Source organism: Vibrio sp. Sgm 5 (assembly GCF_026241575.1).
Taxonomy (GTDB): domain Bacteria; phylum Pseudomonadota; class Gammaproteobacteria; order Enterobacterales; family Vibrionaceae; genus Vibrio; species Vibrio jasicida.
Window position 1 is genome coordinate 72,588 of sequence record NZ_JAPHPY010000012.1, and the last position, 12,044, is coordinate 84,631.

The window sequence follows — 12,044 nt, forward strand, 5'->3', positions numbered from 1 at the left end:
CCAAAATCTAATTCAGTGATTTTACATCTAAACCGGCGTTTAGCATGTCTATAAGTGCTTGGACATGAATTAAAGCACACATTTTTTCTTTCACCATACCCGCTAACCAAGGGCGTTTGCCGGCTTGTTCACGCCAACGGACTTTGTCGATATTGAGTGTTTCAGTTCCCATTAACTGGTTACTTGCCAACCCCCACATGCTTTCACCAAGCATGACGACATATTGGTAATTCTCTTTGTAGTCTTCATCACGAAGCTTATCTGCCATCACCCACTTTGCAGTGTCTACGACATCAAATTGCTGTTCGCGACTGGTTTGTAAACCCAAATACCAAGCAGGTCGACCGATTAAGTGATTGAGCTCTGTGATGCGATGAATACCACCAAGCTCATCAAGCGGTACAGCGAACGTCACGTCGTTTACATCAAAGTACAACACTTGAAAGTCTTCACTACGTTGTGTGCTTTCCCAAGCATCAGGAAGCTTTGCTCCCGCTTCGGTCTCCAGCTCTGTTTCTGTCTCGATGCGTTGTTCAATTTCCACATCGGCATCAAACTTTGGTTCAACCACTTCAACTTCTGGTTGAACCCAGATTGGTTCGGGTTGTTCAACCTCAATCGCAGGCACTGAATCTTCTTCAATGTTCCACTCTTGGATTTCTTCCACGGCTTCAACCGCCGTTTCGATTTCGATAACTGGTTCTTGTACGATTGACTTTGCTTCAGCAGCTATATCAATGGTGTTTTGTTCCAGAATGTCATCGATATCCAACTCTGCTACGACATTTGTAGATTCAAGCTGGCTTAATAATCGTTGTACATCCTCCAGATTGGGCGCTTCCAATGCTGGAGAATACATTTCGCTGTATTGGTAAGACTCGGGTTCAGCATAATGCAGTTGCAATTTTGGCTCTGGCTCTGGCTCTGGCTCTGGCTCTGGCTCTGGCTCTGGCTCTGGCTCTGCAGATGATAGTTCTTGAGCGAGCAAGTCAAGTGCTTCTTCTTGCTCAATAACTTCGACCTCTTCGCCAAGCAAAGCACTGAAGTAGTCATCAAGTGCTTGTTCACTGGAAAGTACGTCGTTATTGCTCATCGAACGCTAACCTCTCCAAGTAAATTAGCAGTTGCTTGTATGCAAACACGCCACGACTACCAGAAGCAAAATGCGATGCTGGCAGATGCTTCAAGCTTGCATCACGGAATTTTGTGTCAATCGGCACCGCTGAGGTCCACACCTGATTCGGATAATCCTTTTTCAGCTGTGTTAACGTCTGCAACGAAGCTTTCGTGCGCTTATCGTACATAGTCGGCACGATAGTCACTTTGAACCCGCCCGGACGAGATTTTTGCATGATGGTTAACGTGCGAATCATGCGCTCTAAACCTTTCATGGCCAAAAATTCAGTCTGTACCGGAATTAAAATGCGATCACTCGCTGCTAGTGCGTTCACCATCATCACACCAAGAATTGGCGGACAGTCGATCAACACATAATCATAATCTTGAGCAACGGCTTGTAGAGCTCGCTTTAAGATCAACCCCATTCCGCTGCGGTTACCCATTACACGGTCGAGCGTGGCTAATGACATGTGCGCAGGGATAATGTCCATGCCGTCAAGACCCGTTTCTACGATCAACGGTTTTACCGTCTCACGAGTAAACGTCTTGAGCTGAAAAAGGTCGAACAAGCTCGACGTCACAGCATCAGGATCATAACCAAGGTACGTGGTCAGTGACGCATGTGGGTCCGTATCCACCATTAAGACACGATGACCTTTTTGGCTTAATAGGCCTGCTAACGTCACAGTTGATGTCGTTTTGCCTACCCCACCTTTTTGGTTTGCTACACTCCAAACGATCATGATTTTTCCTACGCTAAGCCGACTTCGACCAGCATGCGCTCAGCAATACGGTCGAGAGGTAAATCTTCAGTGGATATACCCGCTTTCGCAACCGCTTGAGGCATGCCGTAGACGACGCAGCTTTCTTCGTCTTGAGCCCAAATAGTTGAGCCAGCCGATTTCAGCATACGCGCACCTTCACGACCATCAGCACCCATGCCAGTCAGTACCATCGACAAGACTTTGTCGCCGTAGACTTTTGCCGCCGAGCCAAACGTTACGTCAACACAAGGTTTGTAGTTCATACGGTCGCCACCATCAATAATACGAAGACGAGCAGCACCAGCACGACCATCAACCATCATCTGTTTGCCGCCTGGGGCAAGATAAGCAACGCCAGCTTGCAACACATCACCATCTTGCGCTTCTTTCACTTGGATTTTGCATAGCGTGTTTAGACGACTCGCAAACGCCGCGGTAAAAGTCGCAGGCATATGTTGGATAAGCACGATTGGGTGCGGATAGTTTACAGGTAAACGAGTTAGAATTTTTTGCAGCGCAACGGGGCCACCGGTTGAAGTGCCAATAGCCGTTAACTGATACTTCTTACCAGACGCACGGAATTTCGCTGCCATAGAGCGATTTGGCGCAGATGCCATTGGCGTGGCCGCACGAGACGCTAACGGACGAGTTGTCGAATTAGCTGTTGTCGTCGCTGGTTTCGCAATAGGACGGCGCATAAACGCACGCTTGGAAGCGATTTGGATCACACGCTGTTGAAGCAGCGATACCGCTTCATCACGATTACGTGCGATGTCTTCGAATTTCTTCGGTAAGAAATCCAACGCACCAGCGTCTAGTGCATCAAGTGTCGCTCTCGCCCCATCATGCGTCAGGGACGAAAACATCAGGATTGGCGTAGGAGACGCAGCCATGATTTCACGAACGGCAGTGATACCGTCCATGACTGGCATTTCAATATCCATCGTGATGACGTCCGGCTTGAGAGATTTGGCTTTTTCTACCGCTTCTCTGCCGTTAACCGCAACGTCAATCACTTCTAGGCGCGATTCTGAGTTGATGATTTCGCTTACGCGACGACGGAAAAAACTCGAATCATCAACGACTAGTACTTTAATCGCCATTTTATTCCTTTTATAAACCCCAGCTTCGCTTAAATGCGTGAAGCCGCAGCATATTGCTTAAGTAGGTCTGGCACATCAAGAATCAATGCGATGTGGCCATCACTGGTAATCGTCGCACCTGCCATACCTGGCGTGCCTTGCAATAGATTGTCTAATGGCTTGATAACCACTTCTTCTTGGCCGATAAGCGTATCCACCACGAAACCAACACGTTGGCTGCCGATCTGTACGATAACAACATGACCGTGACCCGTACGTTCTTGTATTCGTGGAGACTTAGAAGCCAACCAGTTCTGCAAGTAAAACAGTGGAATAGATTTATCACGTACGATGATCGTCAACTGGCCATCTACCACATTCGTGCGGCTAAGATCTAAGTGGAAGATCTCGTTAACGGAAGCCAAAGGTAGTGCAAATGGGTGACCGCCAACGCCAACCATTAGCGTCGGTAGAATTGCCAGTGTCAGCGGTACTTTGATCGTAATCTTCGTACCCTTACCTAATTCAGAGTCAATATCGATAGAGCCGTTTAGTGTATTGATCGCGGTTTTTACCACGTCCATACCAACACCACGACCTGAGATATCAGAAATCTTATCTTTGCTTGAGAAACCAGGAGCAAAGATCAAATTGAAACACTCTTTGTCAGACAGACGCGCTGCAGCATCTTCGTCCATCATGCCGCGTTTCACGGCGATACCACGAAGTTTGTTCGGATCCATACCACCGCCATCATCAACGATAGCCAGTTCGATATGATCGCCTTCTTGTGACGCAGATAGGATAACTTTACCAGTACGAGATTTACCTGCTTTCGCGCGGTCGTCTGGCATTTCAATGCCGTGGTCAACCGAGTTACGCACCAAGTGGATCAATGGATCCGCTAGCGCCTCTACTAGGTTTTTATCTAGGTCGGTTTCTTCACCGCGCATTTCAAGCACGATGTCTTTATTTAGGTTACGCGCCAAGTCGCGAACAACGCGTGGGAAACGACCAAATACTTTCTTGATTGGCTGCATGCGCGTTTTCATCACTGCACCTTGAAGGTCTGCAGTCACGACGTCTAGGTTTGCTACCGCTTTCGACATTTCTTCGTCGTTGCTGTTCAAACCCAGGCTTAGTAGACGGTTACGCACCAATACAAGCTCACCAACCATGTTCATGATGGTGTCTAGCGTCGAAGTATCAACACGTACAGTAGCTTCTGCTTGTGGTTTCTTAACCGCTGGCGCTTTCGCTTCTTCTCTTACCGCAACCGGTTTTGCTTCTGGCTTAGGAGCAGAAGCAGGTGCAGGAGAAGGCGCAGCCGCTACTGGAAATGGTTGAGGAGCTGGAGCGGGTTCCGCTTTTGACGCTTCTGGAACAACGTTTGCTGATGCAGGCTTAGTCGCAAAATCGAGCTCTTCAAGAGAAGGACCTTTGCCTGAACCATGCAATTCGTCGAGGAGTTTTTCAAACTCTTCATCCGTCATCAAATCGCTGTCGTTCGAAAATGCAGAGCCGGCTGGCGCAGCAGGTTCTGCCGCTTTTGGCGGCTCAACTGGAGCAATTTCAGAAGCAGATGGGCTCTTACCAACACCATGTAGCTCGTCGAGTAACCTCTCGAACTCATCGTCAGTAATATCACCGCTATCGGTTGCCGGAGCATTCGATTGAGTAGGCGTTGCAGGAGCAGCCGGTACAGGCGTCAATGCACCTGGTGCTGAGCCTTTGCCGTGCAGTTCATCAAGCAGTTTCTCGAACTCGTCTTGAGTAATTTCATCCACGGACCCAACACTCACTGGAGCTGTGCTTGCCTCTACTGGCACAGCAGGCTGCTCGATAGCAGGTTCAGGAATTTCTGGCGTTGCAACTGGTGCTTCTGCGACCGTAACAACCTCGTCTTCTGACTCTGGCTTGCACAAACGGTGAAGCTCTTCCAACAATGCTGGATCTGCCGCATCTAGTGGCTCACGATCTTGCACCGCTTGGAATTGCGTATTGACTGTATCCAGCGCTTTTAACATGGTGTCCATCAAGCTTGGCGATACAGAACGCTGACCGTTTCTTAACACGTCAAACACGTTCTCAGCACCGTGACAAGTGTCAACAAGCTCTGCTAATGATAGGAAACCAGCACCACCTTTTACGGTGTGGAAGCCGCGGAAAATCGCGTTTAGGAGATCTTTGTCTTCTGGGTTATTTTCCAGTTCAACCAGCTGCTCAGACAGCAGCTCTAGGATTTCTCCAGCCTCAATGAGAAAGTCCTGAAGAATATCTTCGTCTAAATCGTAGCTCATACGTTACCTTTAAAATCCAAGACTGGACAACAAATCGTCGACTTCGTCCTGCGATGAAACCGCATCTTCCCTAAGTTCCGGATTCAGAATAGGGCCTTCAGCTTCGCTTGATTGTTTAATCTTTTTATCTGACGGTTCTGGCAAAACTTGAGTCTGTTCTTCTGGTTTATTTGCAGAAAAGACGGTCAAGATCTCAACCAAGCGATCTTCCACTTCATTAGAAAGCGTGATCACACGGCGAATAATTTGACCCGTTAAGTCTTGGAAGTCCTGTGCCATAAGAATTTCGGTCAGTTGACCGCGCAACTCAGTACTGTCACCTTCGACTTGAACTAACAGTTCATCGATACGGTGACAAAGTGTTTTGAAATCGCTTAATTCAATGCGTCCGTACATGAGTTCGTTCCACTGAGGTCGAACTTGTTGAAGGCACTCATGCAGGTTATCAGCGATAGGTAAACAGCACTCAACCGCATCCATCGTTTTGTTTGCTGCCAGCTCAGTTTTATCAATCACATATTGCAGACGGTCTCTTGCATCCGGTATCTCGGCTTTTGCAATTTCTGTCATGCGCTGATCGAGGTTGAACTGCTTAAGTGAATCATGAAGGTCACGGGTTAATGTTCCGATTTCTTTAAGCATCGGATTCCCGTCGCCTTCATATATCGAGGCAACAAGCGTGTTAGCTTGGTCCTGTTCCCCGTTTTCTAGCATCTGAACGAGCGACTTCGCCTGCTCTAGTGAGATCATCCTGAATAGACCCTTTTTTACGTTTAGTGCTTTCTTTTGCTTTTTTGAGCGTCAACCGAGCCACCCTTTTGTATTAGGTATTAGGAGTGATGACTCGAGTAACAAAGAAAAAGAGAGAGTTATAAACGTTCGAAAATTTTATCTAATTTTTCTTTTAGTGTTGCAGCGGTAAATGGCTTAACGATATAGCCGTTAACGCCTGCTTGTGCTGCTTCAATGATCTGCTCACGTTTAGCTTCTGCTGTGATCATAAGAACAGGAAGGTGCTTTAATTCTGCATCTGCACGGATGTGTTTAAGCAAGTCGATACCTTGCATACCTGGCATATTCCAGTCAGTTACAACAAAATCGAAGTCACCTTTTTTCAGCATTGGTAATGCAGTTAAACCGTCGTCCGCTTCTTGAGTGTTATTGAAACCCAAGTCACGAAGCAGGTTTTTAACAATACGGCGCATTGTTGAGAAATCGTCAACAATAAGGATCTTCATGTTTTTATTCAAAATTGCCTCCACTGAATCGTAAAATCAGTGTGTTTAGTCATTTTGTGTCCACGCACTGAGCTTGGTGCGTAAACGTTGCATCGCTTGACTCAGTATTTGGCTTACGCGAGATTCGCTTACGCCCAACACATCGCCAATCTCTTTCAAATTGAGTTCTTCGTCATAATAAAGCGAAAGTACCAAAGCTTCACGCTCCGGAAGCTGTTTTATTGATTCAACCAGTGCTTTTCGAAACGATTCATCAGCTACGCCCTTAAATGGGTTGCTGTCATCGGTTTCGTCCGCTGGTGAAATCACATCATCAGAAACACCTAAATCTTCGATACCCACTAACCTTGAACAATTTATGTCGGTCAACGCACTGTGGTATTGATCTAGTGTCATACCAAGATGCGCTGCGACTTCAGAGTCAGACGGGTCGCGATTTAAGATGCCTTCCAGCTCCGCTACCGCTTGGTTAATTTCACGATTATTTTTATGAACAGAACGAGGTACCCAGTCGCCTTTGCGAATGTCATCTAACATTGCACCGCGAATACGGATACCTGCATAAGTTTCAAAGCTCGCACCTTTAGAACCATCATAATTCTGCTGAGCTTCGATAAGACCGATCATGCCGGCCTGAATTAAATCCTCTACCTGAACACTCGGCGGCAAACGGCCTAACAGGTGGTGAGCAATACGCTTGACCAACACAGAATAACGTTCAATGAACGCCTGCTGGCTATTAAACTTGCCATGTTGGTCATAGGTAATCGCTTTATTCACCAAAAGGGTCCTCTGTGAATTCGGTACGATTTAGCAATCTTTCTACAAAGAACTCTAGGTGTCCACTTGGTGTTTTCGGCAGTGGCCACGTTAGTGCTTTATTCGCTAATGAGCTGATTGCTAAAGCCGCTGGAGAACGAGGGAATGCATCCACAACGATCTTTTGTCGTTTAACGGCTTGTCGTACTTTATCATCTAATGGAATACATGCTACGAGTTCAAGGCTGACATTCAAGAAGCGCTCTGTGACTAGCGTCAACTTTGCGAATAATTCTCTGCCTTCACGGTAGCTTCTGACCATATTTGCAACAACTTTGAAGCGTTGGACCTGATGTTCTTTACTCAACAACTTGATTAATGCGTAGGCATCTGTGATAGAAGTCGGCTCGTCACAGACAACAACCACAACATCTTGAGCTGCTCGTGAAAAACTAATCACCATGTCAGAAATGCCCGCTGCTGTATCAATCAGCAGTACGTCCATTTCTTCTTCAAGACTACCAAATGCACGGATGAGTCCAGCATGTTGAGCAGGAGATAGCTCGGTCATGCTTTGTGTGCCAGAAGTTGCAGGGACTATCTTTATACCATAAGGGCCTTCAACAATCGCATCTTTTAGCTCACATTCACCCGCAAGGACATGCCCAAGGTTACGTTTTGAACGGATTCCGAGCATAACGTCAACATTGGCTAGACCTAGGTCAGCATCGAGAACCATCACCTTCTTGCCTTGGCGAGCCATACAGATCGCCAGACCCAGTGTTACGTTTGATTTACCCACACCACCTTTGCCGCCAGTAACAGCAATTACTTTAGTCAATGATGGTTGTGTTAAGCGACGGAGGCCGCTTGCTTGATCGTGTATCATATTCTCAGTCATAGTAGTCCGCCGCCCTAGAGTCCTTCGCTGTCACTGTTCCAAAAGTGAGGTTCGTTCTCTGTCGACTTCTCTAACAGTTCATTTGCTTTCGCAATCATGTATTTTGGTTGTGCTATCACAATGTCTTCTGGCACGCGCTGACCATTGGCGATGTATGCCACTGGCATCGCATTCTGAATCACGACGCTGATAAATTCACCCAAGCTCAATGATTCATCAAGCTTAGTCAAAATACAGCCCGACAGCGGAATGCGTCGGAAATGATCCAGTGTTTCTTGCAAAACTCGACGTTGAGCGGTAGCTGGCAAAACAAGGTAGCTGTGAATCACTTCACCACTCTCTTGCATCAGGGTATCAAGCTGTTCAGAGAGCCTTACATCTCGCTGCCCCATCCCTGCCGTATCGACCAAAATCAGTCTTCTGTTTCGTAGCTGATATATAACATCGGCTAACTCGTTAGAATCTTTAGCAACTCTTACGGGACAACCCATAATTCTTCCGTAAATTGAGAGCTGCTCATGTGCACCTATGCGATATGTATCTGTTGTCACAAGGGCTACGTTATCGGCACCAAACTCCATCGCCGCACGTGCTGCCAGCTTCGCAACGGTCGTGGTTTTACCCACTCCTGTCGGGCCAAGCAGTGCAACCACGCCACCACGCTTTAAAATATCTTGTTTTGGAATCGTGATTTGATCTGCAACAAGAGAAAGCAGTGCTTTCCACGCTCGCGCTGGTTTAGTGTCTTCTGGGATATAGCATGCCATTTGATCCGCAAGCTCCGGGGACACACCCATTCGCTCTAAACGTTTGATCAGCATGGCTCTTAGAGGCTCACGGCGCTCAACTTCTTGCCACATCAAACCAGAGACTTGGTGCTCAAGCAGACGACGAATTGATGTCATCTCTTCTCGCATGTTCTCCAGCTCATCCGCTGCGTCTTCACGCTCATCCGAAGGACGGCGGCGATCGTAGCGGGTTGGGTCCAACTTTGGCGTCGGACGCTCAAAACGGCTGTCTTGAGCAATCAACTTCGCCAAGGGCGAGTCTGGTTGGTAAGGCGCTGGCTTTTCTTGGTTATAGCTTTCACGATGCTTATTTTGGCGTTGCAACAATGCCGATAGCGAATCTTCATTTTCCGCTACGTGGTCATCTGACTCAGCGGCACCGCCACTGTATTGCTTGAGCATGTTCGCGAAACGTTTTGTCATCGAGCCTGATTTTTCATTGTTCGCGTTTAGGCTGATTCTGTCTTCATCTAAACGGCGATCTTGATAACGCTCAGACGCAGATGATGACATTTGACGAGGTTCGCTATAACGATTCGATTGAGCTGCGCTGCGATTAGGAAGCGACTGCGCTTGCGAAGACGGTGCCGCATTCGACTCACCATCTATTGCCGCAACGATCTCAACACCGCCCGCCACTTTCTTATTCGACATGATCACCGCTTCTGCACCAAGTTCTTCTTTCACTTGGAGCAGCGCCGTTCGCATGTCTTTGGCAAAAAATCGTTTAATCTTCAAACTATGAATCCATTAATGATGCGCGGGATCAGTTACCCACGGCTTGCACAATTCTGATCTGTTTCTCGTCCGGTATTTCTTGGTAAGACAGTACGCGGAGGTTAGGTATTGTGTTCTTAACAAACTTCGCCAGTGTGGAACGCAATACGCCAGACGTCAGCAGAACCGCAGGCTCACCTTTCAGTTCTTGCTCTTGTGTCGCTTGGCTCAAGGAGGACTGAAGTCGCTCGGCTAACCCCGGTTCTATGCCCGCAGATTCGCCCCCTGATGCCTGCATGGTTTGATGCAATATTTGTTCCAGTTCAGGAATGAGTGTTATCACCGGCAACTCTGGTTCTATACCATTGATTTCCTGAACAATTAGTCGCTTCAAGCTAATGCGCACCGCTGCCGTTAAAATGTCAGGTTCTTGACTCTTACTCGAGTACTCGGCCAAGGTCTGCACTATGGTTCTGATATCGCGAATAGGGATGGCTTCGTTAAGTAGGTTTTGTAGCACTTTGACCACCACACCTAATTGCAGTTGATCAGGGACGAAGTTCTCCACCAACTTAGGTGCGCTACGACCAAGCATTTCCAATAGGTTCTGTACTTCTTCATGACCAATCAGCTGTGATGCGTTGTTGGTGAGTAGTTGACTTAGGTGCGTCGCCAATACAGTTGAAGAATCAACAACGGTATAACCAAGAGCTTGTGCATGTTCACGTTGCTCTTCACGAATCCAAACCGCTTCAAGACCAAACGCTGGGTCCATGGTTGGTTCGCCTTCAATCATGCCGTAAACCTGACCAGGGTTGATTGCCAGCTCTTGGTCAGGGCGAATTTCGGCTTCACCAACAGCAACGCCCATTAAGGTAATGCGATAGCTGTTTGGCGTCAGTTCGAGATTGTCACGGATATGTACTGCCGGGATTAGGAAGCCAAAATCTTGAGAGAGCTTTTTACGCACGCCTTTGACACGCTCAAGCAGCTCACCACCTTGGTCTCGGTCCACCAATGGGATCAAACGGTAGCCCACTTCCAGACCGATGATATCGACTGGTTGTACATCATCCCATGACAATTCGCGTTGAGAAATGGGTTCGCTGCCATCTTCCGCTTTGGCGGGTAAGGCCGGTTCTTTGGCTTTTTGTTTTTGCTTCTTATCAAGCCAGTAAGCAGCACCACCAGCAACAGCGGCTAATGACAAGAACGAGAAATGCGGCATACCAGGCACGATACCCATCACACCAAGAATGGCAGCGGTGATCATGAGGGCTTTCGGGTTGTCGAACATCTGGAAAATCAGCTGTTCACCCATGTCTTCATCAGTATTTTGACGCGTTACCATCATCGCTGCAGCGATAGACAGTAGCAACGATGGAATTTGTGCCACCAGGCCGTCACCAATGGTCAGGAGCGTGTAGATTTGCATCGCTTCAGAGAAGCCCAAACCATACTGTGCCATACCAATCGACAAACCGCCGATGATATTGATGAACAGGATTAAGATACCGGCAATCGCATCGCCTTTAACAAACTTAGACGCACCATCCATTGAACCGTAGAAGTCGGCTTCTTTGGTCACTTCAAAACGGCGTATGCGTGCTTGGTCTTGGTCAATCAAACCGGCGTTCAAGTCTGCATCGATCGCCATCTGCTTACCCGGTAAGGCATCCAGTGTGAAGCGAGCACTTACCTCAGAAATACGACCCGCACCTTTGGTGACGACCATAAAGTTAATGATCATCAAGATTAGGAATACGACCAAACCCACGGCGTAGTTACCGCCAATCACAACGTTACCAAATGCTTCGATTACGTTACCAGCGGCGTTGCCCCCTTCATGACCGTAAAGAAGTACCACACGCGTAGACGCCACGTTCAATGCAAGGCGCAATAAGGTTGCAATAAGCAGTACAGTTGGGAATGCAGCAAAGTCGAGTGGACGACGTGTGTAAACGGTCACTAACAACACCACCATGGCTAAGGCGATGTTAAAGGTGAAGAATAAATCCAGCAGGAACGCAGGAATAGGCAAAACCACCATCGCAAGGGTGGCCAGTACCATAACAGGCGCACCAATGGCAGGCATGGAACGCTGTGGGATCTTTGGCAATTTATCTGCAAATGGCAGGCTTAACTTCATACTGCGAGGTGTCTCAATCGGTCTGGAGCATCACGTAACTGAAAGCAGTAATTAAACGCTTATAATGAGTACTACGCGACGGCTTTAGCCTAAAAGTTTAGGTATTGTTGTTGATTAACGCGTTATAAGCAATGTGTGTACCATGATTAACGCCAAAATAATGACTAATCGCTCAAAGAAATCACAATCCTTTGATCTAATGCGAATTTTTGTCTACTTCACCCATG

10 protein-coding genes are annotated in these 12,044 nt (G+C 47.5%); all 10 read right to left on the reverse strand.

What is annotated here, in order from left to right; genetic code table 11:
* Positions 1-7: 7 nt before the first annotated feature.
* Positions 8-1,093 carry a chemotaxis protein CheW gene (locus tag OQJ86_RS09190; protein WP_265987544.1) on the reverse strand — a complete coding sequence of 362 codons (1,086 nt, stop codon included), beginning with the start codon at positions 1,091-1,093 and terminating at the stop codon, positions 8-10.
* Entirely contained in the window at positions 1,083-1,862 is a 780-nt protein-coding gene (locus OQJ86_RS09195; protein WP_045495098.1) for a ParA family protein, read from the reverse strand. The genes OQJ86_RS09190 and OQJ86_RS09195 overlap by 11 nt, the downstream gene beginning before the upstream one ends.
* Before the next feature lie 8 nt (positions 1,863-1,870).
* Positions 1,871-2,986, reverse strand: coding sequence for a protein-glutamate methylesterase/protein-glutamine glutaminase (locus OQJ86_RS09200; RefSeq protein WP_265987545.1), 1,116 nt, complete (start codon positions 2,984-2,986; stop codon positions 1,871-1,873).
* Positions 2,987-3,015: 29 nt separating this feature from the next.
* Complete coding sequence (locus tag OQJ86_RS09205; RefSeq protein ID WP_265987546.1) at positions 3,016-5,265, reverse strand: chemotaxis protein CheA; 2,250 nt, start codon at positions 5,263-5,265, stop codon at positions 3,016-3,018.
* Between the two features lie 9 nt (positions 5,266-5,274).
* Positions 5,275-6,015 carry a protein phosphatase CheZ gene (locus tag OQJ86_RS09210; protein ID WP_265987547.1) on the reverse strand — a complete coding sequence of 247 codons (741 nt, stop codon included), beginning with the start codon at positions 6,013-6,015 and terminating at the stop codon, positions 5,275-5,277.
* Positions 6,016-6,134: 119 nt separating this feature from the next.
* Positions 6,135-6,503: a chemotaxis response regulator CheY gene (gene cheY, locus OQJ86_RS09215; protein ID WP_017635949.1), complete on the reverse strand. Its 369-nt coding sequence runs from the start codon at positions 6,501-6,503 to the stop codon at positions 6,135-6,137.
* A gap of 45 nt (positions 6,504-6,548) precedes the next feature.
* Positions 6,549-7,283, reverse strand: a complete 735-nt coding sequence (locus OQJ86_RS09220; RefSeq protein WP_038882136.1) for an RNA polymerase sigma factor FliA — start codon at positions 7,281-7,283, stop codon at positions 6,549-6,551.
* Positions 7,276-8,163, reverse strand: coding sequence for a MinD/ParA family protein (locus tag OQJ86_RS09225; protein ID WP_038882135.1), 888 nt, complete (start codon positions 8,161-8,163; stop codon positions 7,276-7,278). The genes OQJ86_RS09220 and OQJ86_RS09225 overlap by 8 nt, the downstream gene beginning before the upstream one ends.
* Before the next feature lie 14 nt (positions 8,164-8,177).
* Positions 8,178-9,689 carry a flagellar biosynthesis protein FlhF gene (flhF, locus tag OQJ86_RS09230; protein WP_038882133.1) on the reverse strand — a complete coding sequence of 504 codons (1,512 nt, stop codon included), beginning with the start codon at positions 9,687-9,689 and terminating at the stop codon, positions 8,178-8,180.
* A 28-nt stretch (positions 9,690-9,717) separates the two neighbouring features.
* Positions 9,718-11,817, reverse strand: a complete 2,100-nt coding sequence (flhA, locus tag OQJ86_RS09235) for a flagellar biosynthesis protein FlhA (RefSeq protein WP_038872072.1) — start codon at positions 11,815-11,817, stop codon at positions 9,718-9,720.
* Positions 11,818-12,044 lie beyond the last annotated feature (227 nt).

Coding starts and splice junctions, on each gene's coding strand:
- OQJ86_RS09200 (WP_265987545.1), bottom strand. CDS start 2,986: ATGGCGATTAAAGTACTAGTCGTTGATGATTCGAGTTTTTTCCGTCGT.
- flhA (WP_038872072.1), bottom strand. CDS start 11,817: ATGAAGTTAAGCCTGCCATTTGCAGATAAATTGCCAAAGATCCCACAG.
- OQJ86_RS09195 (WP_045495098.1), bottom strand. CDS start 1,862: ATGATCGTTTGGAGTGTAGCAAACCAAAAAGGTGGGGTAGGCAAAACG.
- OQJ86_RS09210 (WP_265987547.1), bottom strand. CDS start 6,015: ATGATCTCACTAGAGCAGGCGAAGTCGCTCGTTCAGATGCTAGAAAAC.
- cheY (WP_017635949.1), bottom strand. CDS start 6,503: ATGAAGATCCTTATTGTTGACGATTTCTCAACAATGCGCCGTATTGTT.
- OQJ86_RS09225 (WP_038882135.1), bottom strand. CDS start 8,163: ATGACTGAGAATATGATACACGATCAAGCAAGCGGCCTCCGTCGCTTA.
- OQJ86_RS09190 (WP_265987544.1), bottom strand. CDS start 1,093: ATGAGCAATAACGACGTACTTTCCAGTGAACAAGCACTTGATGACTAC.
- OQJ86_RS09205 (WP_265987546.1), bottom strand. CDS start 5,265: ATGAGCTACGATTTAGACGAAGATATTCTTCAGGACTTTCTCATTGAG.